Origin of the sequence: Kribbella sp. NBC_01505, from assembly GCF_045040285.1 — a bacterium.
Lineage (GTDB): Bacteria > Actinomycetota > Actinomycetes > Propionibacteriales > Kribbellaceae > Kribbella.
This window is the reverse complement of sequence record NZ_CP109425.1, coordinates 9,546,781-9,573,543: the sequence shown is the minus strand read 5'-3', so window position 1 is coordinate 9,573,543 and position 26,763 is coordinate 9,546,781. Positions and strand designations below refer to the sequence as shown.

Here is a 26,763-nt window from a genome sequence, read left to right as displayed (position 1 = left end):
CCATGATCCAGCTACGCAGGCACGGCACGTATGTGTGTGCCCTCGTGCTCGCCCTGGTCGCGGCGTTGCTGGCCCCGTTACCTGCCCGGGCACATCCCGGGCACGGCGACGAGACCTTCAACGCCCTGATCTTCAGCAAGACCGCCGGCTTCCGGCACGACTCGATCCCGGCCGGTATCCAGGCCGTCAAGGACCTGGCCGCCGGCAACAACTTCACGGTCACCGCGACCGAGGACGCCTCGATGTTCAACGACACCGAGCTGGCCAAGTACGAGGTCGTGATCTGGATGTCGACGACCGGCGACGTCCTGAACGCGGACCAGCAGGCCTCCTTCGAGCGCTACATCAAGGGCGGCGGCGGGTACGCCGGTGTCCACGCGGCCTCGGACACCGAGTACGACTGGCCCTGGTACGGCAAGCTCGTCGGCAGCTACTTCGACAGCCACCCGGCCGGTACGCCGACCGCGACCGTGAAGACCGAGGACCACGCGCACCCGTCCACCGCCGAGGCGCCGACCACCTGGCAGCGCACGGACGAGTGGTACAACTACAAGACCAACCCGCGCGGGACAGTGCACGTCCTGGAGTCGCTGGACGAATCGACGTACACCGGCGGCAACATGGGCGTCGAGCACCCGATCACGTGGTGCCAGGACTACGACGGCGGTCGCGCTTGGTACACGGGGATGGGACACACGATCGAGTCGTACGCCGACCCGACGTTCCAGAAGGTGCTGCTCGGTGGCATCAAGACCGCCGCCGGCGTGCAGCCCGCGGACTGCGGCGCGTCGCTGAGCGGCAGCTACGAGAAGGTCACCCTCGACGACAACACGTCGAACCCGATGGAACTGACCATCGCGAAGGACGGCCGGGTCTTCTACATCGACCGCAACGGCGCCGTGAAGATCGTCAAGACCGACGGCACTGTGGTGACCGCCGGGACGCTGGACGTCTACACCGGCCAGGAGTTCGGACTGCTCGGGATCGCACTCGACCCGGCCTTCGACACCAACGGCTACGTATATCTGTACTACTCGCCGGCCGCGGCCGATCCACACGACCAGGTGTCGCGGTTCAAGGTGACTGGTGACACTCTTGACCTGGCCAGCGAGAAGAAGGTTCTGCAGATCGACACCCAGCGCGATCAGTGTTGTCACGCTGGTGGTGCGCTGGAGTTCGATGGCAACGGCAACCTCTTCGTTGCCACCGGCGACAACCGGAACCCGTTCGACTCCGATGGCTACTCGCCGATCGACGAGCGGGCCGGCCGCGGGGCCTGGGACTCCCAGGGCAGCGCCGCGAACAGCAACGCGCTGAACGGCAAGATCCTGCGGGTCCACCCCGAGGCGGACGGCACGTACACGATCCCGGCCGGCAACATGTTCGCTCCCGGTACTGCGAAGACGCGTCCGGAGATCTACGCGATGGGCTTCCGGAACCCCTTCCGGATCGGCATCGACCCGACCACCAATCACCTCTTCGTCGCCGACTACGGCCCCGACGCCGGCCAGGTCTCGCCGACGCGCGGTCCGGACGGCCGGGTCGAGTGGGACATCATCGACAAGCCGGGCTTCTACGGCTGGCCCTACTGCGTCGGCGCGAACACGCCGTACAACGACTTCGACTTCGCGACCGGTACGGCGGGCGCGACCTTCAACTGCAACGCCCCGGTGAACGACTCGCCCAACAACACCGGCATCAACCAGTTGCCGGCGGCAACCCCGGCCTCGCTGTGGATGGGCAAGACGACCACCGGCGTACCGGAGATCGGTGGCAGTGGCGCGCCGATGACGAGCGGCGCCTACCAGTTCGACGCCGCCAGTACGTCGGATCGCAAGTGGCCGGCGTACTTCGACGGCAAGGCCGTGTTCGCCGACTGGAACGACAGCCGGCTGTTCTCGGTCCAGCTGAAGGACGACCGCAGCGGCGTCTCCGACGTCTCGCGAATGCTGGACAAGCTGAACTTCATCCGGCCGCACGCGCTCCAGTTCGGGCCGGACGGCGCTCTCTACGTGATCGAGTGGGGGAGTGGGTTCGGCGGGAACAACGCCGACTCCGGCATCTACCGGATCGACTATGTGCAAGGGAACCGGGCTCCGATCGCCCAGTTCGCGACGGACAAGACGTCCGGGCCGACGCCGCTGGCGGTCGCCTTCGACTCGACCGGATCACGAGATCCGGACGGGCAGCCGATCACACTGGCCTGGGACTTCAACGGCGATGGGACGACCGACAGCACCGAGACCAAGCCGTCGTACACCTACACCACCCCAGGTGTGTTCACCGCGCGCTTGACGGTGACCGACACGGACGGCCGGACGGCGGTCTCGAACAAGACGATCACGGCCGGCAACACCGCACCGACGATCGCGATCGAGGCGCCGGTCGACGGCGGGTTCTTCGAGTTCGGTGACACGATCCGCTACAAGGTGACGGTCACCGATCCCGAGGACGGGACGATCGACTGCAACGACGTCATCACGCAGCCTGCTCTCGGTCATGACGAGCACGCGCACGACTACGAGCAGTACCACGGCTGTGAGGGCACGTTCCCGTTGCCTGGTGACCAGGGCCATGTCGGGGCGAACATCTTCGGCATCGTCAAGGTGACCTACACCGACAAGGGCGCGCCGGGATCCGGCCGGATCACCACGCAGAAGATCGTCCAGTTGCAGCCGAAGACCCGGGAGGCCGAGTTCTTCAACGAGACCGGCGGCCCGGGCACGACTCCCGGCGTACAGGTCGAGGACACCGGTGACACTGCCGGTGGCGGGAAGAACATCGGCTTCATCGAGGACGGCGACTGGTGGGGCTGGAAGCCCACCAACCTGACCAACATCGGTCAGCTCCAGTTGCGAGCGGCCTCTCCTGATCTGGGTGCGACTGTTCAGGTCCGGCAGGGTTCTCCGACCGATGGTCCGGTGATCGCCACCATTCAGGTGACGCCGACCGGTGGCTGGCAGACGTACGGCAACTTCACCGCGCCGGTCAGTGGTGCGTCGCTGGCGAGTGGCCCGTTGTACTTCGTGAAGACGACTGGGCAGCTCAACGTCAACTGGGTGAAGTTCATCGGCAAGGGCGTCACGGAGAACGAGCGTCCGTCCGTCACGGCCGAGGCTTCGGCCACGCAGGGCAAGGCTCCGCTGAAGGTCGACTTCACCGCGGCCGCGACCGATCCTGAAGGGGATCTGCCGCTGTCGTACACGTGGAGCTTCGGCGACGGTGGGACCGCGACCGGAGCGTCGGTCAGTCACACCTACACCACTGCTGGGACCCACACCGCGGTCGCGACGGTGACGGACTCGCGCGGTGCAGCCGGTACGGCGAAGATCGTGGTGACGGTGGATACGCCGTCGCTGCCGACCTGCCTGACCGGACGGTCCGACGGGTTCGACGGGACTGCTCTGAGCACCAGCCGGTGGTCGGCTGTTGTCCGGGGCAACCAGGAGCTGTCGGTTGCTGACGGCAACCTCAAGCTGCCACTGACCGCGACCGACATCTACGGCACCGGCAACACGGGGACTCCGAACCTCGTGCTGCAGCCGCTGCCGGCCGGTGGTTGGCAGGCGACCACGAAGCTGACGATGCCGGCCCGGCTGGCCTATCAGCAGGCAGGGTTGCTGCTGTACGGCGACGACGACAACTACGCCAAGATGGTGATCCAGGGCCGATCCACCGGCGACCCGTCGGCGGCCGACCGGATCTTCCAGTTCATCCGCGAGGAGAACGGCGTACCGAACGAGGTCTCCGGATCGAACACGGCCAACCTGGGTGCGACGTACCCGGACACCGTCTGGGTGCGGTTCACCTCCGACGGGTCGAACCTGAAGGCGGCGTACTCCGCTGATGGCGCGACGTTCACCGAGATGTCCGAGACCAAGGCTCTGGCCGGGATCTCGAATCCGCGGATCGGTGTCTTCGGGCTGGCCAACCGGCCGGAGGCCCTGCCGATCACCGCGTCGTTCGACTACTTCCAGTTGACGCCGGACGACACCGCCGAGCAGCCGGCACCGGACGACGAGTTCGCCGGTACGACGCTCGACGCGTGCCGCTGGTCTTCGATCGTGCGGCCGGATCCCGCGGCGTACCGGGTGACCGGTGGCGGGCTCGAGATCGACACGAGCAAGGGCGACATCTACCAAGGTACGGCGACGAACCCGCGGAACCTGATGTTGCAGGCGGCGCCGGACGGCGACTGGACGGTCGAGACGAAGGTCGATGCGTCGTCCTTCAACGAGGCGTTCCAGCAGGCCGGGCTGATGGTTTACAAGGACGATGCCAACTACGTGAAGCTGGACTACCTGACCACGAACCCACCTGGTTCGACGGTCGCGCGGGGTCTGGAATTGCGGAGCGAGGTGGGCGACGTACTGCAGGAACCGCAGCCGGGCGCCGGAGCCGCGCAAGGCGTTTGGTGGTTCCGGTTGGCCAAGAAGGGTTCCAGCTTCACTGGGTCCTACAGCTCGGACGGGCTGACCTGGACGGCGTTGACCTCGGTTTCGAACTCGGCTCTGTCGGCTGGGGCGAAGTTCGGCGTCTACGCGTTCGGGGTGGACCAGGCGGCTTCGAAGACGGCCAAGTTCGAGTACTTCAAGCTCGTGCGGGACACGACGGCGCCGACGGTGGCGCTCTCGCTGAACCCGTCGACGCCTTCAGGACAAGCCGGTTGGTGGACCGACGAGGTCACGGCAACCGCTCTCGGGACGGACGACCAAGGTGGTCAGACGTACCTGGAGCAGAAGATCGGTGACGGCAACTGGTCCGAGTACACGGTACCGGTGAAGTTCACCGCCGACGGCACCCACACCTTGCAGGTGCGGGCGTCCGATACCGCCGGCAATGTGTCCGAGCCTCAATCGGTGACGGTGAAGATCGACCGGACGGCGCCGACCGCGACTGTTAGCGGTATCGCATCCGGTGGGTCACTGGGGGTCGCCTCGACGGCGACGGTCAGTGCCAAGGCTGCGGATGCGGGTTCCGGTCCGGCCGGAGTGACGTTGGCGATCGACGGGAAGCCAGCGCCGGCAGGCGGGAAGCTCGACGGCGCCGTACTCGGGCTTGGTGCGCATAAGCTCACCGCCACGGCACTTGATGCTGCAGGCAACAAGTCGGTGACGGCAGTGCCGTTCACCGTCACCGCGTCGTACCCGGAAGCGGTCAAGCTCGTAGAGCGCTTCCGCGTCGCTGGAAAGATCCCACTGGCGTCGTCCACGGTGATGAAGGTGCAGCTCGGGCTGGCGGAACGTGCCGTCGCCCGGAAGCAGCCGCTGGTCGCCCGGATCGCCATGGATCTGTTCCTCAACCAGGCCAAGACGGTGAAGGACGTGCCGGCCCGCACGCTCCTGACCGCCGTCGGTCAGGACCTGAGGAGCAAGATCCGCTAACTGTCCCTGCCCAGCTGTTCCGAGTTGGGCGGGACCTCATGAACGTCGCCGTCGGAGAGCGCTCCGAGCCCGGGTGGTTCGGCCCCACCCGGGAACGGGTAGAGCGCTCTCCGGCGGACGGCGGGGGACCCTGCCGGTCCCCGTCCCCGGCGGTACCCTGCGCTCCGGTGCCGCCGGGGACACCACCCCTGTTCTTCTTGTGAGTTGAGGAGTTTGTGATGGCACGACCGATCACCCTGTTCACCGGCCAGTGGGCCGACCTGCCGTTCGAAGAAGTCGCCAGGCTGGCATCGTCGTGGGGGTACGACGGCCTCGAGATCGCGTGCTGGGGCGACCACCTCGACGTACGGCGTGCTGCCGAGGATCCGGCGTACGTGCGCGGCCGCCTGGACATCCTGGAGAAGTACAACCTCAAGGTCTGGACGATCTCCAACCACCTGCTCGGCCAGGCGATCTGCGACGACCCGATCGACGAACGGCACCAGGCGATCCTGCCGGCGCACATCTGGGGAGACGGTTCTCCCGAGGGGGTTCGGCAGCGCGCCGCAACGGAGATGGAGACCACTGCCCGCGCCGCTCGCGCGCTCGGGGTCGACGTCGTGGTCGGCTTCACCGGGTCCTCGATCTGGAAGACCGTCGCGATGTTCCCGCCCGTTCCGGCGTCGATGATCGAGGCCGGCTACCGCGACTTCGCCGATCGCTGGAACCCGATCCTGGACGTCTTCGACGCCGAAGGTGTCCGCTTCGCGCACGAGGTGCACCCGTCGGAGATTGCCTACGACTACTGGTCGACCACCGCGACGCTGGAAGCCATCGGTCACCGCGAGGCCTTCGGCCTGAACTGGGACCCGTCCCACTTCGTCTGGCAGGACCTCGACCCGGCCGGCTTCCTCTGGGACTTCAAGGACCGCATCTACCACGTCGACTGCAAGGACGCGAAGCGCCAGGTAGGCAACGGCCGCAACGGCCGAATGGGTTCCCACCTGGCCTGGGGCGACCCCCGCCGAGGTTGGGACTTCGTGTCCACCGGCCACGGCGACGTCCCCTGGGAAGCCTGCTTCCGAATGCTCAACACGATCGGCTACACCGGCCCGATCTCCGTCGAATGGGAAGACGCCGGCATGGACCGCCTGGTAGGCGCCCCCGAGGCCCTCCACTTCGTCAAGTCCCTGGCCTTCGACCCACCCACCGCCTCCTTCGACGCCGCCTTCTCCTCCTGACCTCCCCAGCCACCGCCCTAACGTCCGAAGCCCCGCAGTACGTGGTCGGCGTGTCTTCGGACGTTGTACTGCGGGGTGGCTGGGGTGCGCTGGGATGCGGCCGGTGAGGTGCGGTCGTGGTTGTTCGCCGCTGCGGCCGGCTGACGGAGGAGGGGTGGTGGGGTGGTCTTTGGTTGAGGTGGATGCTGCCGTCGGCGATCGCGTTCACCTTGTCTGGGGCTGACGGGTTGTGGTTGCGGCCGGTGGTGAGGGCGCCTGTTAGGTGACCCGTCGCGGTGGCTAACTACTCGCCTGCAACGCCCACCCACCACGACGGTCCCTGTCAGCGCGGCCCCTCAGGCAGCTCAGCCACGGCCCGTCAGCCGTAGCCAACGAAGAGCCCCGGCAACCGGCCTCGCCATCCCCCTCAGCCACAGACTCGCCGTACTGGCCGCTTCAGTGGCCGCCGAAGGCGGGCGAATCGCGCCTTTGTGGAACCGAATGGGCGCCCAGCGACCGCCACATTCCACAAAGGCGGCGAGCACCTCCGCAGATGCAGGTTTGCGGGGATCTACTGTCGCCCAGCGGCAGCAGATCCCCACAAAGGTGCGTTCGGAGGACCGGGCGGGAGATCTACGGAGTCCTGGTGTCACGGAGTGCCTGTTGCGATTTGGCGGCTGCTTCTTCCCGAACCGGCTTCGGGAGCGAGGTCGCAACAGGTGCTCGGTCGCGGTGGCTGAGGGCTTTGCCTGGGCAGGAACCCCTCCTCCCCGAAGGCGCTCGTCCCGTCCGGCCGCTCGGATCCGGCCGACGGCGTACGCGGTGGCTGGTCGTCGCTGCGGCCGGCTTTACAGAAGCGGTGTGGCGGGGGTGGTCTGTGGCTGAGGGGGATGGCGAGGCCGGTGACCGCGTCCCCGCCGCCTGAGCTTCCGGGCTTCGGTTACGGTGCAAAACGAGGGGATCTCCCCGCAAGTTGCTGGTTCTCCCCTCAATATTTGAGCAGAGAACGGTCAATCTGAACGGATATCCAGCGAAATTCCGCACGCCAAGCGGCCGACCCGAACCCCAGTGGTCAACCACGGCGGCGAGTCACCTGACAGACCTCCTGATCATCGGGAGCAACCACAGCCCAGAACCTCAAGCAACCGCAACCGTGGTCACCGACCGCACCATCTCCCTCAGCCGAAGACCACCCCAGCCACCCGTCTCCGTAAAACCGGCCGCAGCGACCACCAGCCCCCGCGGACGCCACCGGCCGAATCCGAGCGGCCGGACGGGACGAGCACCTTCGCGGAGGAGGGGTTCCTGCCCAGGCAAAGCCCTCAGCCACCGCGACCGAGCACCCGTTGCGGTATCGCTCCCCGAACCGGTTTGGGGAGCGATACCGCCGGCTAGTGGCTAGTGTTTGAAGAAGGTTTTTAGGTCTTGGGCGACCAGGTGGGGGACTTCTAGGGCGGTGAAGTGGCCGCCTTGGTCGAACTCGGTGCAGTGGACGACGTTGAACTCGCGTTCGGCGAGGCGGCGGACGGTGCTGTCGCCGGGGAAGATCGCCAGGCCGGTCGGCACCGGGCAGTACGCGACCTCGGCGCCCCAGGTGTCGCGGGCCTCGCGGTAGATCCGGCCGGCCGATCCCGCCGTACCGGTGAACCAGCTCAGGCTGACCGCGTCCAGGATCAGGTCGTTGCTAATGGCACCTACCCGGTGACCGTAGTCGTCGTACCACTCGAGGAACCAGGCGAGCTGCCCGACGGGGGAGTCGTCGAGGGCATACGCCAGGGTCTGTGGCCGGCTGCCCTGGATCGCGGCGTACCCGGATCGCTCCTCCTGCCAGCGCTCGAGTCCACTCAACCGTTCCTGCTCGGCCTCGGTCAGCTCTTCGTCCTGCGGGAACGCGAGGTAGCCGTCGAGGTGCAGTCCGAGCACCCGCTCCGGCACCGCGCGTGCGATGACCGGGGCGATCCGCGCACCCCAGTCGTAGCCGTGTACGCCGTACCGGTCGTAGCCGAGCCTCTCCATCAAGGTGATCCAAGCCTGCGCGATCCGTTCGGCGCCCCAGCCGGCGGCCGTCGTCGGACCGGAGAGCCCGAAGCCGGGCATGGTCGGCGCCACGATGGCGAAGTCGGCGGCGAGCAGGTCGATCACGCTCAGGTAGTCGGCGCCGGAGCCCGGCCAACCGTGCAGCAGAAGCAGCACTGGCTTCCCAGGGTTGGGGAGGTGCAGGAAGTGCACGCGCTGTCCGTCGATCTCGGTCAGGTGCTGCGGTACGGCGTTGAGCCGGTCCTCGAACCCTCGCCAGTCGTACGACGTCCGCCAGTACTCAGCCAGCTCGCGCAACCGGCCAAGCTCGACGCCGTACGACCACTCGACGCCGCGCAGCTGGTTCGGCCAGCGGGTTGTCTCCAGCCTGCGCTGCAATTCGTCCAGTTCGGCCTGCGGGATCTCGACCCGGAACGCGCTCTCTGTCATGTTCTCGACCCTAGGTGCGGTAGCGGCCAGCTGTTGTCCGCTACCGGCTACGCTCAGCGCCATGAGTTCAGCGTCATGAGTGATGGTGTCGGCTGGCCGGTTGCGCCGGAGCTGCGGCGACCGCGGATCTTGCGGCAGCGGTGGCTCGATCTGGCCTTCCTGCACTGGGCGGTCGATCCCGCCGACGTCGCGCGCTTCTTCCCGCCCGGCACTCGCCCGGATGTGTTCGAAGGACGCACGTACGTCGGTCTGGTGCCGTTCCGCATGGTCGACACCGGGCTCCCGCACGGTCCATCGGTGCCGTACCTCGGCACCTTCCTCGAAACCAACATCAGGCTCTACTCGATCGACGACGCCGGCCGCCGCGGCGTCATCTTCCTCAGCCTCGACGCGAACCGGCTCGCCGTGGTGTCGATCGCCCGAGCCGTCTTCGCGCTCCCGTACCGCTGGGCCCGGATGAGCCACACCGCCATCGGCAGCACCCACACCTACAACTCGACCCTGCGCTGGTACGGCGTGGGCGCGACCAGCACGATCGTCGTCGAAACGGGTCCGCGCGTCCCCGCCGATCCGCTGACCGACTTCCTGACGGCTCGGTGGGGTCTGCACGCTCATCGGGCCGGCCGGACCTGGTACCTGCCGAACTTCCATCCGGCGTGGGAGCTGCACTCGGCCACGATTACCAAGCTGCACATACCGGGCTTGTTCCCATCAGTCGGCCTGCCTGAACCAGCGGGTCCGCCCGACCACGTTCTGCACAGCCCCGGCGTACCGGCCGAGTTCGGTCTGCCAGTCAAGCCAACATTTCGGCGGTCTGCTGCTCGATGAACGGGATCCCGGCCTGGCCGGCCCACCGATGCACCTCCGTTGCCAGCACTCGCGATCCGGCCTCGTCTCCCTCGCTCTTGAGCAGCACAGCGAGCAGAGCCTGCTGAGCGAGCGCTCCCAGGAGGTGCCCGATCTTCTGGCGCAACTCCGTCGACCGCTCCCACTGTGCCCGCGCGAGCTCGAGGTCGCCGGCCGTATGCGCGTGATCCCCGAGGTGCCGCAGCGCGAGAGAAACGACGAGATCATCGAGAGCGCTCTCTCCCCGTTTCAGCGCCTCCGTGTAGTGCCGGAACGCCGACTCCGGATCGCCCAACAGGTTGTCGGCGATCACCCCGGCGTAGAACGCCGCCATCCCGGCGCGCCCGTCGTCGGGAGCCGTATCCCGCAGTACCGTCGCCTGCGCCACCAGCGAATCTCCACGCTCCGCCATCCCGCCGAACAGGGCGGGCGCGTAGTCCGACCGCAACTGCAGCAGCGCGGCATCCCAGCGAGTCGTTGCATCAGGCAACGCTTCGAGGGCGCGCCCGAGCGCCGTGAGAGAGCGCTCCCCGTGCTGCGTCCGCCGGGCAAAGTCCTCGTCCACCGCGACCTCGGCCAGCGCCAGCGCCATCTCCCGAACCTCGGCCGGATCCACTGCGTTCACCGCCTCCAGCAATGCCCGGGCAGTACCCCATTGCCCGGCCAGCATCAGCTGTCGCGTCGCACCCACCACCGCGGCTACCTCGATCTGCACCATCTGACGTCTCCTCACCCATCCGGAACCGATGCCTGAAGGTACTTCGACGTCGAAATATTTGACAACTAAGCTTCAGTCGGTGAAAAGTTCGACGGGTGAAAGAAGACTCCGTGGACTGGCACGTGGACCAGTGGGAAGGCGAGATCCCCGGCTTCGACCGCCGTGTCGAGGGCATCGCGGTGCGGTTGCAGTCGCTCGGTCGGTACCTCGACCGCAGTCGCGACGCCGTGCTGGCGAAGTACGAGATGCAGTGGTGGGAGTTCAAGACGCTGCACCTGCTGAGGCGCAACGGTCCGCCGTACCAGGCAACTCCCGGTGAGCTCGCCAAACACCTCGCCATGTCACCCGCCGCCCTCACCAACCGCGTCGACGCACTCGAACGCCGCGGCTACGTCGAGCGCCACCACGACCGCGACGACCGCCGCAAGATCCTCGCCCGCCTCACCCCAGCCGGCCTGGACATCTGGCAACGCGGCATCGGTGACATCCAAGCCGTCGAGCAATCTCTGGTACGCGCTCTCCCCGCCCCCGACCAGGATCAACTGGAAGCCCTCCTCCGAACCCTCCTCCAATCCACCGACCCCGAAACAGCCTGACTTCGGTTGTCGGCGAAAAGGGGCGGGACGGGTGCCCGCAAATCATGAAAGAGTTGTTCTGTGACTGATGATCTGAGGGCCGGCCAGGTTGCGCGACTACTGTCGGCGTACGACGAGCAACTGCGTGGGACGAGCGAGAGTGCCGACGTGCCGACGAGTACGGACGGGCCGGTGATCCGGGTCGAGTATCCGCAGCGGGGGTTCGTGAGTTACCGCTCTCTCGAGGGGCTCGATGGTGCTGAGGTCGACGCGTTGATCGGTCGGCAGCGGGACTTCTTCGCGGCCAAGGGGCAGCCGGTCGAGTGGAAGTTGCGGGGGCACGATCTGCCGGTGGATCTGCCGGATCGGCTGCGGGCGGCTGGGTTCGAGCCGGAGGATCAGGAGACCGTGCTGATCGCCGAGAGCGCGGACATCGTGGAGCGCCTTCAGGGACGGGAGAGCGTGGAGGGTGTCTCGATCCACCTGGTCGGCGACCGGGCCGAGTTCGAGCGGATCGCGGCGATGGAGTCGACGGTGTGGAACGACGACTGGTCCTGGCTGACCGACGACCTGGTACGGCGGCACGCGACCGGGCTGACCGACATCTACGTGGCCGAGGCCGACGGGGAGGTCGTGTCGGCCGCGTGGGCGGTGTACAAGAAGGACACCGAGTTCACCGGTCTGTGGGGTGGCTCGACGCTGGCCGAGTGGCGTGGCAAGGGAATTTACAAGGCGCTCGTCGCCGTCCGGGCCGCGCGAGCCGTTGCCCAGGGCTACAAATATCTCCACGTCGACGCGTCGGACGACAGCTCGCCGATCCTGCAGCGGCTGGGCTTCCTGGCCGTGACGACCACGACTCCCTATGTCCACACGCCTCGGTGATTGAAGACCTGCCCCGGCAGTACGCGCGGACCCGGCGTTTCAGCGCCGGGGCCGTCACCGGGCTCACGATCGACAGCACCGGCCGCTACGCCCTGTTCAACCGCCAAGATTCGCTCTGGGCGATGGATGCCGACCGCGGTCGCGAACAGCGCATCGGCTCGTCCGCCGCCTACAACACGGCTCGTGCACACCTCTGTCTGCAGACCGCCGAAGGCGTCGCCGTCACCAACCTGGAGACCGGTCAGCGGATCGACCTCCCGATCGGTGCCGTCGATGCGGCCCGGCTCGATCCGACCGCAACCGTGGTCGCCTTCGCGCAGGCCGGGGCACTCGAAGTGGTCGGGATCGACGGCAGCAATCGCCGTACGCTCGTGACGCCCGACGGAGACGCCGTCACCTGGGGCGTTCCCGAGTTCGCCGCGTCGCTGTCGATGGAACGAGAGAGCGCTTTCTGGTGGTCTCCGGGCGGCGACCGGCTGCTGGTGGCCCGTGTCGACGAGAGTCGCGTCGAGCTCCGCCACCTCGCCGATCCAACTCGTCCGGATGCGCCGCCGCGAATGATCCGCTATCCCCGGGCCGGTACGCACAACGCCGAGGTGACGCTCAGCCTGATCGCGCTGGACGGCAGCCGAGTTGAGGTCGCGTGGGACAACGCGGAGTTCGAGTACCTGGTTCAGGTCAACTGGACGACCGACAAACCGCTGTTCGCGGTGCAGAGTCGCGACCAACGCCGCGTCCACCTTCTCGAGGCGGACCCGGCGACGGGGGAGACCGCACTCGTCCGCGAAGTCACCGACGAGCACTGGGTCGACGTCAGGCCCGGTACGCCGGCGCGCGCCTCCGACGGTCGACTCGTCTGGATCGAGCGCGACGTGGACACCGACACCAACCGGCTCCTCGTCGGCACGGAGTTCGTGACGCCGCCAGGTCTTCAGGTGGCCGAGATCCGGTCCAACACCGCGGCCGGGATCGCCTTCCTGGCCCAGACCGAGCCGACCGAGACGCAGCTGTACCTCTACGACGGTGAGCTCCGCCAGCTCATCGAGGAGGCCGGAGTCAACGACGGATTCGTTGCCGATGGCACCGTGGCACTGGATCGCCGCACCATGACCGGGCGCCGGATCACGTTCAACGGGCGTTCGATCGAGTCCCGCCCGGAACGACCGCACCTCGACCTCGACGTGGAGCTGATCAGCGCCGGCCCCGACGAGCTGCGCACCGCCGTCTTCCGCCCCTCCTGGCACCGGCCCGGAATGCCGAACCTGCCCGTCCTGCTCAGCCCGTACGCCGGCCCCGGCTTCCAGCTCGTGATGGCGTATCCGGCGCCGTACTATGCCGTCTCCCGCTGGTTCGCCGAGCAGGGCTTCGTCGTGATCAGCACCGACGGCCGCGGTACGCCGGGCCGCGGACCGGCGTACGAGCGCGCGACCCATGGCGATTCGGTGAACCCGGCCGTCGAGGACCAGGTCGCGGCCTTGAAGTACGTCGCGGAGCGCTACGGCGACCTCGATCTCGACCGGGTCGCGATGCGTGGATGGAGCTACAGCGGCTTCCTCGCGGCCGCCGCCGTGATCCATCGCCCCGAGGTCTTCCACGCCGGGATCGCGGGCGCGGCGGTCTCGGACCAGCGCCAGTACGACAGCTACTGGAAAGAGCGCTTTCTCGGTCATCCCGACGAGCAGCCGGAAGCGTACCGCCGATCATCACTGTTGCCCTACGCAACCGAATTGGCGCGGCCGTTGCTGATCGTCCAAGGCCTCGCGGACACGAACGTCTGGAGCTCGCACGCCCTGCGGCTGAGTGGTGCGTTGTCCGCGGCAGGCAAGCAGCATGAGCTGATCGTGTTCCCCGGCGAAGGCCACCGGATCTCCGACGAGGACACCATCGCCAACCTGCTGCACCTCGAACTCGACTTCCTCCGCCGATCCCTGGGAGTCAGTCGCGGCGAAGAATAGTCTCCTCGATCTCGGCACCGCGGGCGTTCGCGAAGCCGGCGTCGGATCCGATGACCACGAACCCGGCCTTCTCCAGCACTCGCCGCGAGCCGGCGTTGTCACTGGCCACGCGCGCGTGCACCGGACCGGCCGGCAACCTGTCGATGAGCAACATGAGCGCCTGGCTGGCGATGCCCTGACCCCAGAACGCACGATCGATCCAGTAGGTCACCTCGCGCTCGCCGTCCATCTCCCAGCTGCCGACGGTCCCGGCCAGCTCGCCGTCGCGGGTGACGGCGAGAAAGACGAGCTCAGGAGACGATCTCAGCTTGGCCGTATGCGCGTCGAAGTCCTCGCGGTCGTTGGGATCCTTGCGGGTGAAGGCCGCCATCCGGACCGACTCCGGGTCACGCATCTGCTCGAACAGTGCGTCCAGGTCGCTGTCCTCGACGTCGCGTAGTGCTACCTCAGCCATGATTTGTCCTCTCGCCGATGCTGCCTGGGCAACGTATCAACGGCTTCCGACAGTTTTCAGCACAGACTTCAGGCGCGGAGCCGATCGACGACGAGGTCCGCGACGGCGCGCATACCGGCCGCGTTCGGGTGATAGGGAACGAAGCCGCGCAGCAGGCGGTCCGGACGCATGCTGAAGCCGGTCGTCCAAGGCTCGGCCGAACCGATGGCATGATCGCGACTCGCTGCGGACGCGGCGATCAGGTCCGCGCCGCTCGCCTCGGCCGCCTTGGCGAACGCGGCAGCCAGGCCGTCGGCCATCATCGCGACGCTCGGCAACTGCTCCTCGTTCAGCGGTACGTCGAGTCGCGGGCGGGTGCTCGGGCCGACCAGGGTGAGGTAGTCGACGAGCAGGATGCGCGCGTTCGGAGAGCGCTCTCGGACGTTCTCGACGACCTTGATCAGCGAGTCCGCGGCCATCTGGTAGGCAGCGTCGTCCTTGAGGTAACTGACGCGGGCCCGGATCCGGTTGGCGACCCGGCGGCCGAGGACGGTGGCCGGCTTGGCGAGGGTGTTCAGCGCGCTCCCGCGCATGAACGTGCCGACGTACTCGATGTCGTTGCCGCCCGCCGTGATCGTGACGAGCGCGGTATCGGGGCCGACGGCATCGAGCTGGGGCGGCGCGTCGTCCTGGCGGGTGTCGAGCAGATGCGCGGTGGTCGCGCCGGAGTACGTGACGTCGGTGAGCTCGAGACCGAGCTCCGTGGCAACCAGGTGCGCGTAGTTGTTGCCCGATCGCCCCGCTTTCTTGTGAACGATCGGGCGGATTCCGGGACCCGCTGCGAACGAACTGCCGAGCGCGACGTACTGGCTGCCGGGTGGGATCACCGCCCAACCATAGCCTCGACCTGTCACCATGGTTCTCGCAGTGTGGACGGCGATGTCACAACGCAGACGCCTGACCGGTCTCCAGCTGCGAAACCACCACCTCTTTCGGAAGGGAACCGCTCATGCGCGGAGTCACCCGGGGAGCGCTCACCGCGTTCTCGATCACAGGTCTGGCGGCGGCGACGCTCGTCGGCGTACCGGCCACCGCGACCGCGACGCCGCCGTCCGGTGTCACCGGCGAGATCCTGTGGCAGCAGACGGTGGGCGACACCGACATCGTCTACCGCAAGATCACCATTCAGCCGGGCGGGTCGACCGGCTGGCACTTCCACGACGGCAACCTGCTCGCCCGGGTGGCCGAAGGTACCCTCGACCACTTCGGCAGCGACTGCAAGTCCGACGGTCACTACAAGAAGGGCTCTGTCTTCCGCGAGCCCGACCACCAGGTCCACATCGGTCGCAACCTGACCGGCAAGCCGATCGTTCTCCTGGTCTACTACTTCAACCCGAAGGGCGCCCCGCTGTCCGAGGACGCGGCGAATCCGGGCTGTTCGTTCCAGTGAGAGAGCGCTCGCCGGGGCAGATCACCACGTCCCGGCGGGCACCCTCGCCGTACCGGTCGTTCCACGCCCCGGCATACTGCACCGCGTGAGCGACGATGTGTTCGGAACGGCCGGGATCCGCGAACGCGTCCTGGCAGGCTGGTCCGCCGCACCGGTGCGGTTCCGGGAGGATGCGAACGCCGAGGAAGACCTCGCCCTCGGCGGGTACGTCGACCGCCTGGTCATCGAGCTCGCCCAGAACGCCGCCGACGCCGCTCTCCGGGCGGGCGTCCCTGGCCGGGTGCTGTTCGAGTTCCGCGGCAACACTCTCGTCGTCGCCAACACCGGTACGCCGTTGTCCGCGGAAGGCGTCGAGTCCCTGGCAACGTTGCGCGCGTCCGCCAAGCGCGACGAGGTCGATGCGGCGACGGGTTCGGTCGGGCGGTTCGGCGTTGGCTTTGCTGCTGTCCTCGCGGTGAGCGATGAGCCCGCGGTGTTGTCGCGCACCGGCGGTGTGCGGTTCTCCAAGGCCGACACGGCGGCAGCGATCGCGGCCCTCGGCTCCGGCGGACTCGACACTGAGGTACGGCGCCGCGACGGCAAGGTGCCCGTGCTTCGACTGCCCTTCGACGCCGAAGGTGAGCCACCGACCGGCTACGACACCGCGGTAATCCTCCCGTTGCGCGACGACGCGGCAGCCTCCCTCGTCAGCCGTCTACTGGCGGACGCCGGTGACCCGCTGCTGCTCGCGTTGCCCGGACTCTCGCGGATCGAGATCGAGACCGAGGAAGGCCGCCGGGTTCTCGAGGATGCCGAGTCCCGCTGGTGGATCTACCGAACCGCCGGCACGTTCGACCACCACGAGCGCGAGACGCTCCTCGCCGACCGGCCGGTGGAAGAGCGCTCTCGTCCGTACTACTCCGTTCTCTGGGCACTCCCGCGCGACCCGAGCATCGACCTTCCCGGCGTGGTCCAGGCGCCGACGCCCACCGAGGAAGCGCTCTCCCTCCCGACGTTGCTGCTGGCAACGTTCCCCCTCGACCCAACCCGCCGCCACGTAGCCAAAGGGCCGCTAACCGATCGCTTGGTCCGCGAAGCCGCGACCGCCTACGCCGAACTCCTCCGCCAACGCGCCGACGCCACTGTCGGCGAGGCTCTCCAGCTAGTACCTACTGGGCTTGCGGCGGGGGTGCTTGATCAGGCGTTGCGGGAGGCGATCCTTGCGGTTCTGCCCGGGACGCCGATCGTGCGGGCGGTCGAGGACGGCGCGCTGCTGCGGCCTCTGGATGCGGTGGTTGTCGAGGGATCCGATGACGCGTTCAACCGGGTGCTGGCTCCGATCGTCGCCGGGCTGATCGGTTCGGCTCGCCAGGATCGGCTGGCGCTGGATGCACTCGGGGTACGGCGGTTGGAGCTGGCCGAGGTCGTGGACCAGCTCGGGACCGTCGCGGCGGACGAGTCGCCGGAGTGGTGGAGCGCTCTCTATGCGTCTCTCGCGGCGATGGTGACGGATGCCAATCTCCGCGAATCCCTTGGTACGTTGCCGGTTCCGCTCGCCGACGGCCGCCTCGTCCGCGGTGCCCGCGGGCTGCTGCTCCCCGGACCGGAGCTCCCCATCGATGTCCTCGCAGAGTTCAGCGAGTACGGCGTGCGCGTTGTCCACCCGACCGCGGTTGACCCGGCGCTCGAACGACTCGGCGCGATCCCGGCCTCACCCCGTTCCTTGCTGGAGGACAGCGCCGTACGGGCTGCTGTTGAGCACTCTGCCGAGGCGGACGACCCGGAGGCGGTCTCGCACGCCGTACTCAGCCTGGTCGCGACGGATCCGGCGCAGGCCGAGGGCTTGTGGTGGCTGTCTGATCTTCTTCTCCGTGATGCCGATGGTGAGCTGGTCCCGGCAAACGCTCTCGTGATTCCCGGATCCGACGCTGAGGCGGTGCTGGACGACGAAGAGGTCGCACCGGTCGATCCCGCCGTCCTCGAACGCTACGGCCTGCCCGCGCTGGCAGCCGTCGGTGTACTGGCGACTCTCGGCACCATCACCTCCGCCGACGTCGCGTTAGATCGGTTGCCAGAGGCCCTCAAGGATCTGGATGCGATCGAGGACTGGGCGTACGACGTGGCGCCGGACGGTTCCAGGTACGGCGCGACTGTCGGCGAACTGACCGCGATCCGCGATCTCGACTGGATCAAGGACGACGCGTGGCCGCGCGTTCTCGGCATCCTCGGAACCGAACCCGACCTCCGCCGCGCGCTGGTTACCCAGGTGCGCGTGGTCGGCCCGGACGACCGGCCGCTCGGCGTACCGTCGTACTCCGCGTGGTGGATCAGAGAGCGCGTTCTCCTCGAGGACGGCGAACCGCTCGCCGGCCGCGCCGATCCCGAAGCCGACGTGGTGCTCGCCGCGTTCCTGGACGAGGCGCCGGAGTGGACTCGTGAGCTCGATCCCGAGGTGCGGGCGGCGGTGGGTCTGGTGCGCGAGGTCGGCGATCTCGACGCGGACGGGATCAGCCTGGTGCTTGAGCGGCTGGCTGATCCGGAGCAGGAGATCGCGGAGAGCGATCTCTTGCGTTTCTGGCGTCAGCTCGGGACGCTGCCGCTGTTCCCCGGAGATGCACCTGAGCACGTTCGGGTGCTGGGGGAGGACGGCTGGACCGAGGTGGTCGAGGCCGACGCAGCAGTCGTCGCCGACAGCCCGATGTGGTTGCAGCGTGCTGATCTCGGCGGCTTCGTTGTCGCCTCAGGTGCCGCGGCGGACGGGCTGAGCGACCTGCTCGACGTACCGCTGGCTCATGAAGTTGCCGAAGGCAAGATCGACGGCGAGGGTACGGCGGCCGAGGTGCCCGAGCTCGTTCGGGAACTCGTCCCCGAGGTTCCGTCCCTCTGGTGGGAGCACGAAGAGCTGACCGTCGACGGCGTCGAGGTCTCGTGGTGGGTCGACGCCGACGGCGCCCCGCACGCCGCCACTTTCGACGGCCTCGCCAAAGCCCTCGCCTGGGCCGGCACCCGCTGGGACCGCCGCCACATCATCCGTGCCGTCCTCAACGAGCCCGACCGAACCTCCGAACTCCTCACCGACGCCACCTACGACTAAGCGCATCCCCAAACTCAACGAGTCATCATCACCCCCAGTCATGCCCGGAGACACCCAGACAGCATCGGAGTCGACAGCGGGGGGTTTGAACAGGAACTGGTGGGGGTGGACAGGTCATAACTTGTTCAAGGCCACGCTGCGGTGTCGGCGCCCCCGACGGCTGGCGGCGGGGACAGGTTCTCGGGGCCGGAGACCTGTGGTGCGGGATCCCTGGCAACCGTTACTTGTCTCCGGCCGCTACTCCAGCCGCCGGGCCGGCCGGGGTGGCTAGTCGGCGGTGGAGGTGAGGGTTTCTGTGAACGGGATGACGAAGGTCCAGCCCTCGACCAGGGTGTCGCCGATCTCGCCGAACCGTTGCACAGCTGGGTTCTTGATGTGGAGCTCGAAGGCCTCGCGGCTCGTGTAGGCCTCGTACCCGTAGATCACGCCGGGCTCGTCCTCGACCTCCCACACGTCGAGCCGCAGCGTGCCCGGCTCGTCGTCCCGCGCGACCCGGGCACTCCACCGCAGCACCTCCAGAAACTCCTCCCGCTTCCCCGGCTTCACCACGAACCGCGCCAATCCGCCGTACATCAGACTCCTCCAACCGCCGCCGAACCCCGTCGCCCGAGCCTACGACGACCTGGGTCGGCAGCAGCAAGGACAGATCGTGGCGTTCAGGTGTTGCTGGTGAGGATGCCGGACCACTCGTCCTGCGGTGGGTAGATGCGCTCGGGCTCGTTGCGGCTGCTGAACATTTCCCAGTACAGCTCGGCGAGGTCGGCGGCCGCGACGGTCTGGATGCCGGCGAAGCCGGGATTCGCCGCGACCGCGTTCGCGTAGGCGCGGGTGTCGCGGATACCGGCGGCCACGGTCAGCGTTCCGGCGTAGACACCGGTTCCGGTGAGTTCGGCGTGCAAGGTGTGGATCCAGTGCCGAGCGGCGGCCATCACCGGGCCGACGCCGCTCATCCCCGGCGGACTGTGGACGGCGGAGGCGCCCTGGCCGAGGAGGATTCCGCCGGAGCCGGCCGCCCGCATTCCCGGGAGGACGGCGCGGACGATCTCGATCGGGGTGTACAGGTAGAGCTCGGTGAACGCGCGCAGCCGGTCGGCCGCGAGGTCGGCGGCCGGGACGAACAGCACGGTTGCGCCGACCGGGCCGTACTCGATCACGTCGATCTGACCGAAGCGGGCGGTGATCGCGGCGATCAGGTCCGGTACCTGAGCCGAGTCGGACAGGTCGGCGCTGAAGGCCGCGGCCTCGATACCCTCCCGGGCCAGTTCGCCGGCGAGGGCCTCGATCGGTTCCTTGCGCCGGGCAACGAGTGCGACGGCGTACCCCTCCTTCCCGAAGCGACGGGCGACAGCGGCGCCCAGGCCGGAGCCGGCGCCGAAGACTGCGATGGTCGGTGACATGAGTACTCCTTGCAGAGGTCGATTCTTACTTTCTGTTCGTAACGCCATGATTGGTTAGAATCGGAGGGCTTACAAAAGGCACATCGATGTGCGTGGGTTACCCAGGAGGACCGAATGAGACGGACGAAGCAGGTGCCGGCCCGGCCGGCCGTAGGTCCGTGCGCGCGCTGGGCGGGCGATCCGGAGATCATCCGCGAGATCATGGATCGGATCGGCGACAAGTGGACGATGCTGACCGTCTCGACGCTGTCGGACGGGCCGCTGCGCTACACGGATCTGCACCGCGCGATTCCCGGGATCTCGCAGCGCATGCTCACGCTGACGCTGCGCCAGCTGACGAGGGACGGCCTGATCGGGCGGACGTCGTACCCGGAGGTGCCGCCCCGCGTCGAGTACACGCTCACTCCGCTGGGCGACAGCCTTGTCGGCGCAGTGCAGGTCATGGCCAACTGGTCCGTTGACAACCACGAGACCATCCGGGCGAACCGGGAGGACTACGACCTCGCCGAGTCCGGCTGAAGCAGGGCGTGCAGACGTGGGTTGTCGATGCTGAGCGTGAGAGCGCGCGCTCTGGTTCCGGCCTGCGGATCTCCGAGGTCGGAGAGATGCAGATGGGCGCGGACCAGCAGCTCCCGGAGGTCGCAATGCGCAGCGAGATTCGCGAGCGCGGTAGCGAGCGGACGTGCCCGGTCAGCTTCGCCACCGGCGAGTGCTCCCGTGACGGCGGCGTCCAGGACGTGGGCGTGCACCCACTGGTACCGGTCGGGTTCGCGACCGGCACAGGAGAGAGCGCGATCCAGCCACCCCGCCGCGGCTGAGTGCTCGCCGCGGGCGCTGTGCAGTAAGGCGAGTCCGCGCCCGGCCATCCCTTCCCAGCAAGGATCGTTGAGCTGGCACGCGAGCGCCCAGGATTCCTCGAGGCCGCTGGCGGAGTCGACGAGATTTCCGGCGTACAGGTCGAGCTCGGCCGCAAGCGCCTGCGGCCAAGGCAGGAAGGCGATCCAGCGCTCGCGCCGTACCAGCTCGAGCGATCCCCGTACGGCGACCGCCGCGGCGACGTACTCGCCGCGGAGCAGGTGAGCCCGGCCGACCAGTGACAGCGACCACGCCTGTTGCCGCGGATCACCACAGCCGGCGGCGAGCTCGACGGATTCGCCCAGCTGCTCGAAGGCTGCCGGGTAATTGCCGCGGTCCGACGAGTTCATCCCGCGAACGCCCAGAATCGCAGCCCGTTCGTCGGCGGATTCGGCGGCTTCCTGGGCGCGAGTCAGCCAGACATCGGCGGTACGGCGGCGGCCGGCCTGGACCTCGATGAAGCCGAGTTCGCGAAGGGCGAGAACGGCCGTAGAGCGCTCTCCGGCCTGCTCTGCCACGAGAAGCGCCTCGTGCAGGACGATCGCGCCTTCCTCGTCATGGCCGCGGATCGCGTGCACAAGCGCACCGCCGAGCGCCGCGAGCGCACGGGCCTCGAGGGTCTGGTCCCGGCACTGCACCGCGAGCGCAGCGGCCTGACGCAGACACTGGAGACCGGCATCGACCGCGCCCGCGACGATCGCGGCCCGGCCTGCCTGGAGTTGGCTCACCGCAGCGGCTCGTCCGCTGAGCTGCGGCCGAGGATCCGGGCTGAGCGTCGCGGCTTCGTGCAGCGATGAGGTGACCTCGACGCCCAGTTCGCGCCGGAACAGGTCCACACAGTGCGCGATCTGCCGAAGCGCCGCAGCCCGGTCGCCGGACGCGGCGAGACTGCGGATCAGAAGCTCGTGGTTGCCCTGCTCATGCGGATTGACGGCGACCGCCTTGGCCGCGAACGGAACCGCCTCCTTGGCCCGGCCGGACGCGAGCCGAGAGATCGCTCTCTGGCGTACCTGCGCCTCGATCTCACTCGCCACCCGATGCCGTTCGAGCAGCAACCACGACTCGAACTCCGCACACGACTCAAGCTCGATCCCCTCAAGTAGCTCACCAGCCGCCAGCAACTCGTCGTCGTCCGCGGCAGCCAACCGCAGCACGTCGACGTTCACCGCAGCAGCGACGGCTGCGAGCACTGGGTCGCCGGTGAGCAGACCCGGTACGCCGATCGCCCGCCGAAGCTCGGCCAGCGACCAGCGCAGGGCGCCGAGCGGATCATCGGCGTCCGCGAAGAACAGCTCGGACAACCGCCGTCGGCTCGGCGGCCGCTCGGCCAGCAACAGATAGCCAAGCAGCCCCCACGCCTTCCGCCCCCTCGGCTGGCGCAGTGCGACACCGTCCCGCTCCACCATCGGTGGACCGAGCAATCGGATCCCCACCACAGATCTCGCCCCCTCGCTGAGATCTACAGTCTGGCCCTCAGCGGCGGGTCGCGACTACCTCGAGGTACTCGCCACGTGCGGCGACGGTGCCGTCGGTCGCGTAGTCGAAGGCGCGCGGTACGTCGGCCAGCTCGGCCGCGAACCGAGCACGGTCCACACCGCCAAGCGTGCCGGCCAGTCGCGTGATCGGCCCGTAGTTGTCGATGAACCACTGCGCGAAGTGCTCCGGTGAGTGGTACCGGAACACGTGATCCCGCTTGGTGATCGCGGTGAACTCGACGCGGTCGCCGAACAGCTCGTACAGGTGCTGCTCGGTGCCCCACAGCGTGGGGGACTGGACACCGGCCGGCGGCGGCGCCCACTTCGACACGGTCTTGAAGAGCTGGCCGACCATCCCGCTCGGAGTCCAGCTGGAGAGCGCGATCCGGCCGCCGGGCTTGGTGACCCGGACGAGTTCGTCCGCTGCGCGCCGATGATTCGGCGCGAACATCACGCCGACCGTGCTGAGCACCACCTCGTACGACGCGTCCGGCAGCGGAAGGTCCTCTGCGTCGCCCTCGACGAAGGTCACCGCTAGGTGCTCGGCAGCGGCCCGGTCGCGCCCTTGCTCCAGCAGGTTCACTGCGTAGTCGACACCGGTTGCCTCGGCGAAACGCCGCGCTGCCGCCAGTGCCGCGTTGCCCTGACCGCAAGCAACGTCGAGAACGCGCTCTCCCGCACGCACATCGGCGGCCTCGGCCAGCAGTTCCGCGATCAGCTGCAACGTGTTCCCCACTCGCGGATAGTCGCCGGTCTCCCATCCGGCCCGCTGATTCGCCTTGATCGCCTCGTAGTCGATCGCCGTACTGGTCACTCGAATTCCCCCAAGTTGCCGATTCCGGCCACGCCGTGCGGCGGCCGTCGTACCGATGGAAGCCGGTCGCCGTGTGACGCGGCGTGTGACGGTCGCGGCGTGACCAGTCGTTCACGTGGTCACGCACAGCGAAACATCGTTGTCAGAGGTTGGTATATCGACTGATCAGGGGGTTTGGCCTCGGTTTTGCAACGTGGCAACGAACTCTTGCCAACGTTGTCAACGCTACTTATAGTCCGTGGCACCTCTCGGTCGGTTATGCCGTGGTCAACGCAACGGAAACGGAGGTGACTTTCGTCATGGACGTAGAGCCCACTGGAAACGAAGGACGCCCGCAGTTCGAAGACGTCGCCGAGGTAGTCCGCTACCAACTCAGCCGCCGCAGCCTGGTCGGGGGAGGTGCCGCGGCCGCGCTGACCGGCCTGCTGGCCGCCTGTTCCGGCGGTGGCTCGTACTCCGACAAGCCGGCCAACGACAAGCCTGTCGCGACCAAGTCGATCCAGATCGGCAAGGCCAACATCCCGGTCTCGCGGGATCAGTCCGTCATCATCGGCCAGGTCGAGTTCACGGTCTTCGACAGCTTCAACACGATGATCCCGAACGGGGCACCGTCCGGCGCCGGGTTCGAGATCTGCCGCGAAGCCATGTTCTACCTGAGCTTCGCCACCGGTGAGCTGAAGCCGTGGCTGGCCACGGCCTACAAGTACAACGACAACCACACCGAGCTGACGATCAACTTCGATCCGAAGGCCAAGTGGAGCGACGGCAAGCCGCTCACGGCGAACGACTTCAAGTTCACCGTGATGCTGCTGCGCGACCGCCCGGAGCTGTTCGGTGGCGGCGGTGAGCTGAAGGAGTTCGTCAAGGAGATCGTTCTCCCCGACGACCACACCGCCGTGATCAAGCTGACCAAGGCGACGCCGCGGTTCCACTACAACTTCATCGCGGCGATCGCCGGTGGCTTCGACGTCCTGCCCGAGCATGTCTGGAAGGGCCAGGACCCGACGAAGTTCAAGAGCAATCCGCCGGTCCGCAGCGGCCCGTACAAGCTCAAGACCGCGATCCGGAACCAGAAGATGTTCGTCTGGGAGAAGGACCCGAACTACTGGAACAAGGACAAGCTCGACGTCGCCGCCCAGTACGTCGTCTTCCAGAGCACGTCGAAGCAGGCCGACCAGGCCGCGCTCGCCTTCGAGCGCGCCGAGTTCGACGTCGGCTCGATCGACGAGCAGCACGCCAAGCAGCTGCGCAACACCGGCTATCCGAACCTGCAGACGACGCAGTTCCACGACCCGAACCCGCGGGTGATGTGGCTGAACTGCGACCCGTCCCGCGGCGTGATCTCCGAGCCGAAGATGCGCTGGGCGATCAACTACTGCCTGGACCGGGAGAAGATCGGCAAGTCGATCTGGCCGGTCGAGGTGCCGCCCGCGATCTACCCGTGGGCCGACTACCCGACCAACGAGAAGTGGAAGAACGACGAGCTCGCGAACAAGTACAAGTTCGAGTTCAACCTGGCCAAGGCGACCGAGATCCTGGACGAGATCTGCCCGAAGAACGCCGCCGGGAAGCGGGCCTACAAGGGCAAGGAGGTCAACCTCGAGATCATCACGGTGTCGCCGGTCGACGGTGGTGAGTACGCGATCGCGAACGTGCTGAAGACCGATCTCGCGAAGGTCGGCGTCTCGGCGACGCTGCGCAGCCTGTCGGGCAGTGTGCACGGTGAGAAGTTCGAGCGCGGCGAGTACGACATCGACTCCAACTGGGCCGGTTTCGCCAACGATCCCGAGCAGATGTACTCCGACTGGGAGAGTGCGAAGGCGCAGCCGATCGGCAAGAACGCGGCCGGCAAGAACAAGATGCGCTTCCGGAACACGAAGTTCGACGAACTGTCGCACAAGCTCGCCGCGATGGACCCCGCCGCCCCGGAGGCCAAGCCGCTGATGGACGAGGCGCTGGAGATCTACTTCCAGAACCTGCCGCTGCTGCCGGTGATCCAGACCGGCTACCCGTCGTACTTCAACACCGCCTTCTGGACCGGCTGGCCGACCGACCAGGACCTGTACGAGGTGCCGCTGAACTGGTGGCAGCACTTCATCTTCATCCTCGGCAAGATCAAGCCCACCGGTACGAAGGGCCCGGCGTGACGGCTGAGGCGCCGCCGGCCGACGTCGTCGACAAGCCCAAGGACTCCGCACCCTCGTCGGGGGTGCGGGCCTGGATGTCGCGGCATCCGCTCGCGGCGTACGCCGTGCGCCGGTTCGGGCTGTACCTGGTGGAGCTGTGGGGAGCGCTCACCATCGCGTTCTTCTTCTTCCGGCTGATGCCCGGTGACCCGATCCAGACCCTGATCCAGAGCCTGCAGCAGAACTACATCTACAACGCACAGGCCTCGACCGAGATCATCGCCCGGTACCGCGCCGAGTTCGGGCTCGACGGGAACCTGCTCTCGCAGTACCTGGTCTACATGAAGAAACTGATCCTGCACGGCGATCTCGGGCCGTCGCTGATCAGCTACCCGACGCCGGCCCAGGACGTGATCCTGCGATCGTTGCCCTGGACAATCGGTCTGCTCGGCATCTCCGCCGTACTGTCCTGGATCTTCGGCCTCGCGCTGGGGGCGATCGCGGGCTGGCGGCGCGGCAAGCTCGGCTCCCGGATCATGACGAACCTGTCGATCGCGCTCTCCCACGTGCCCTTCTTCTTCGTCGCGCTGATCCTGGTCTACGTCTTCGCGTACACACTGGGCTGGCTACCGGCCCGATCGGCGTACGACTCCAACATCAATCCGGGGTTCAGTCCGGCCTTCTTCGGCAGTCTGCTCAAGTACGGGTTGCTGCCCGGGTTGTCGATCGTGCTGATCGGGACGTTCAGCTGGATCCTGTCGACGCGGATGCTGATGGTGCCCGTACTCGGCGAGGACTACCTGGTGTACGCCGAGGCCAAGGGCCTGAAGCCGTGGCGGATCCTGACCCGGTACGCGCTGCGCAACTGCTACCTGCCGCAGGTCACCGCGTTCGGCATCTCGCTCGGCTTCATCTTCAACGGCAACGTCCTGGTCGAGCAACTGTTCAACTACCCAGGTCTCGGTACGACGCTGGTCACCGCGATCCAGCAACTCGACTTCAACACCATCCTCGGCGTCACGGACATCGCGATCTTCTCCGTCCTGACCGCCGTCCTCCTGCTCGACCTCCTCCTCCCGTTGCTTGACCCACGCGTCAAGTACTGGAAGTGATGC

General features: G+C 67.5%; 19 protein-coding genes. 11 read left to right on the top strand and 8 right to left on the bottom strand.

Annotated features, from left to right (window positions below; all coding sequences use genetic code 11):
- Window positions 1-2: 2 nt before the first annotated feature.
- Together OG474_RS44520 and OG474_RS44515 are read left to right on the top strand one after the other, a co-directional pair.
- Window positions 3-5,384, top strand: a complete 5,382-nt coding sequence (locus OG474_RS44520) for a ThuA domain-containing protein (RefSeq protein WP_405059748.1) — start codon at window positions 3-5, stop codon at window positions 5,382-5,384.
- Between the two features lie 218 nt (window positions 5,385-5,602).
- Window positions 5,603-6,604, top strand: coding sequence for a sugar phosphate isomerase/epimerase family protein (locus OG474_RS44515; RefSeq protein WP_405059747.1), 1,002 nt, complete (start codon window positions 5,603-5,605; stop codon window positions 6,602-6,604).
- A 1,377-nt stretch (window positions 6,605-7,981) separates the two neighbouring features.
- Here the strand turns inward: OG474_RS44515 and OG474_RS44510 are convergent.
- Window positions 7,982-9,049 (bottom strand): epoxide hydrolase family protein, encoded by a 1,068-nt coding sequence (locus OG474_RS44510; RefSeq protein WP_405059746.1) that lies wholly within the window; start codon window positions 9,047-9,049, stop codon window positions 7,982-7,984.
- 75 nt (window positions 9,050-9,124) lie between these two features.
- On the opposite strand from OG474_RS44510, the gene OG474_RS44505 reads away from it, so the two are divergent.
- The gene (locus tag OG474_RS44505) at window positions 9,125-9,877 is read left to right on the top strand and encodes a YqjF family protein (RefSeq protein ID WP_405059745.1); all 753 of its coding nucleotides are present in this window, start codon (window positions 9,125-9,127) and stop codon (window positions 9,875-9,877) included.
- On the opposite strand, the gene OG474_RS44500 is transcribed toward OG474_RS44505, so the two are convergent.
- A complete protein-coding gene (locus OG474_RS44500) occupies window positions 9,843-10,613 on the bottom strand; it encodes a hypothetical protein (RefSeq protein ID WP_405059744.1) in 771 nt (256 codons plus the stop codon). The two genes, OG474_RS44505 and OG474_RS44500, sit on opposite strands and share 35 nt — an antisense overlap.
- A 110-nt stretch (window positions 10,614-10,723) precedes the next feature.
- Here OG474_RS44500 and OG474_RS44495 point away from each other — a divergent pair, with 110 nt between their 5' ends.
- From OG474_RS44495 to OG474_RS44485, 3 genes are read left to right on the top strand one after another with little or no spacing between them, the layout of a single operon-like run.
- Window positions 10,724-11,209: a MarR family winged helix-turn-helix transcriptional regulator gene (locus tag OG474_RS44495; RefSeq protein ID WP_405059743.1), complete on the top strand. Its 486-nt coding sequence runs from the start codon at window positions 10,724-10,726 to the stop codon at window positions 11,207-11,209.
- A 60-nt stretch (window positions 11,210-11,269) separates the two neighbouring features.
- Entirely contained in the window at window positions 11,270-12,070 is an 801-nt protein-coding gene (locus OG474_RS44490) for a GNAT family N-acetyltransferase (protein ID WP_405059742.1), read from the top strand.
- Window positions 12,067-14,025 (top strand): prolyl oligopeptidase family serine peptidase, encoded by a 1,959-nt coding sequence (locus OG474_RS44485; protein WP_405059741.1) that lies wholly within the window; start codon window positions 12,067-12,069, stop codon window positions 14,023-14,025. Before OG474_RS44490 ends, OG474_RS44485 begins: the two co-directional genes overlap by 4 nt.
- Here OG474_RS44485 and OG474_RS44480 read toward each other — a convergent pair.
- Window positions 14,006-14,479 carry a GNAT family N-acetyltransferase gene (locus tag OG474_RS44480; protein ID WP_405059740.1) on the bottom strand — a complete coding sequence of 158 codons (474 nt, stop codon included), beginning with the start codon at window positions 14,477-14,479 and terminating at the stop codon, window positions 14,006-14,008. The genes OG474_RS44485 and OG474_RS44480 overlap by 20 nt on opposite strands.
- Before the next feature lie 68 nt (window positions 14,480-14,547).
- Window positions 14,548-15,345 carry an SGNH/GDSL hydrolase family protein gene (locus tag OG474_RS44475; RefSeq protein ID WP_405059739.1) on the bottom strand — a complete coding sequence of 266 codons (798 nt, stop codon included), beginning with the start codon at window positions 15,343-15,345 and terminating at the stop codon, window positions 14,548-14,550.
- A gap of 122 nt (window positions 15,346-15,467) precedes the next feature.
- On the opposite strand from OG474_RS44475, the gene OG474_RS44470 reads away from it, so the two are divergent.
- Together OG474_RS44470 and OG474_RS44465 are read left to right on the top strand one after the other, a co-directional pair.
- Entirely contained in the window at window positions 15,468-15,908 is a 441-nt protein-coding gene (locus OG474_RS44470; protein WP_405059738.1) for a cupin domain-containing protein, read from the top strand.
- A gap of 85 nt (window positions 15,909-15,993) precedes the next feature.
- Window positions 15,994-18,981, top strand: a complete 2,988-nt coding sequence (locus tag OG474_RS44465; protein ID WP_405059737.1) for a sacsin N-terminal ATP-binding-like domain-containing protein — start codon at window positions 15,994-15,996, stop codon at window positions 18,979-18,981.
- A gap of 267 nt (window positions 18,982-19,248) precedes the next feature.
- Here the strand turns inward: OG474_RS44465 and OG474_RS44460 are convergent, their stop codons facing one another.
- Window positions 19,249-19,554: a putative quinol monooxygenase gene (locus OG474_RS44460; protein ID WP_405059736.1), complete on the bottom strand. Its 306-nt coding sequence runs from the start codon at window positions 19,552-19,554 to the stop codon at window positions 19,249-19,251.
- Window positions 19,555-19,637: 83 nt separating this feature from the next.
- A complete protein-coding gene (locus OG474_RS44455; RefSeq protein WP_405059735.1) occupies window positions 19,638-20,378 on the bottom strand; it encodes an SDR family NAD(P)-dependent oxidoreductase in 741 nt (246 codons plus the stop codon).
- A 114-nt stretch (window positions 20,379-20,492) separates the two neighbouring features.
- On the opposite strand from OG474_RS44455, the gene OG474_RS44450 reads away from it, so the two are divergent.
- Entirely contained in the window at window positions 20,493-20,897 is a 405-nt protein-coding gene (locus OG474_RS44450; protein ID WP_405059734.1) for a winged helix-turn-helix transcriptional regulator, read from the top strand.
- On the opposite strand, the gene OG474_RS44445 is transcribed toward OG474_RS44450, so the two are convergent.
- Both OG474_RS44445 and OG474_RS44440 read right to left on the bottom strand, forming a co-directional pair.
- Window positions 20,873-22,639, bottom strand: a complete 1,767-nt coding sequence (locus OG474_RS44445) for a BTAD domain-containing putative transcriptional regulator (RefSeq protein ID WP_405059733.1) — start codon at window positions 22,637-22,639, stop codon at window positions 20,873-20,875. The genes OG474_RS44450 and OG474_RS44445 overlap by 25 nt on opposite strands.
- 67 nt (window positions 22,640-22,706) lie before the next feature.
- Window positions 22,707-23,522 (bottom strand): class I SAM-dependent methyltransferase, encoded by an 816-nt coding sequence (locus tag OG474_RS44440; protein WP_405059732.1) that lies wholly within the window; start codon window positions 23,520-23,522, stop codon window positions 22,707-22,709.
- A gap of 299 nt (window positions 23,523-23,821) precedes the next feature.
- Here OG474_RS44440 and OG474_RS44435 point away from each other — a divergent pair, with 299 nt between their 5' ends.
- Entirely contained in the window at window positions 23,822-25,669 is a 1,848-nt protein-coding gene (locus OG474_RS44435) for an ABC transporter substrate-binding protein (RefSeq protein ID WP_405059731.1), read from the top strand.
- Window positions 25,666-26,760 carry an ABC transporter permease gene (locus OG474_RS44430; RefSeq protein ID WP_405059730.1) on the top strand — a complete coding sequence of 365 codons (1,095 nt, stop codon included), beginning with the start codon at window positions 25,666-25,668 and terminating at the stop codon, window positions 26,758-26,760. Before OG474_RS44435 ends, OG474_RS44430 begins: the two co-directional genes overlap by 4 nt.
- Window positions 26,761-26,763: the final 3 nt, after the last annotated feature.

Excerpts from the sequence above, each read along its gene's own strand:
- OG474_RS44455 (WP_405059735.1), bottom strand. The coding sequence starts at position 20,378 with ATGTCACCGACCATCGCAGTCTTCGGCGCCGGCTCCGGCCTGGGCGCC.
- OG474_RS44500 (WP_405059744.1), bottom strand. The coding sequence starts at position 10,613 with ATGGTGCAGATCGAGGTAGCCGCGGTGGTGGGTGCGACGCGACAGCTG.
- OG474_RS44510 (WP_405059746.1), bottom strand. The coding sequence starts at position 9,049 with ATGACAGAGAGCGCGTTCCGGGTCGAGATCCCGCAGGCCGAACTGGAC.
- OG474_RS44520 (WP_405059748.1), top strand. The coding sequence starts at position 3 with ATGATCCAGCTACGCAGGCACGGCACGTATGTGTGTGCCCTCGTGCTC.
- OG474_RS44505 (WP_405059745.1), top strand. The coding sequence starts at position 9,125 with ATGAGTGATGGTGTCGGCTGGCCGGTTGCGCCGGAGCTGCGGCGACCG.
- OG474_RS44515 (WP_405059747.1), top strand. The coding sequence starts at position 5,603 with ATGGCACGACCGATCACCCTGTTCACCGGCCAGTGGGCCGACCTGCCG.
- OG474_RS44460 (WP_405059736.1), bottom strand. The coding sequence starts at position 19,554 with ATGTACGGCGGATTGGCGCGGTTCGTGGTGAAGCCGGGGAAGCGGGAG.
- OG474_RS44450 (WP_405059734.1), top strand. The coding sequence starts at position 20,493 with ATGAGACGGACGAAGCAGGTGCCGGCCCGGCCGGCCGTAGGTCCGTGC.
- OG474_RS44445 (WP_405059733.1), bottom strand. The coding sequence starts at position 22,639 with ATGGTGGAGCGGGACGGTGTCGCACTGCGCCAGCCGAGGGGGCGGAAG.
- OG474_RS44435 (WP_405059731.1), top strand. The coding sequence starts at position 23,822 with ATGGACGTAGAGCCCACTGGAAACGAAGGACGCCCGCAGTTCGAAGAC.
- OG474_RS44480 (WP_405059740.1), bottom strand. The coding sequence starts at position 14,479 with ATGGCTGAGGTAGCACTACGCGACGTCGAGGACAGCGACCTGGACGCA.
- OG474_RS44470 (WP_405059738.1), top strand. The coding sequence starts at position 15,468 with ATGCGCGGAGTCACCCGGGGAGCGCTCACCGCGTTCTCGATCACAGGT.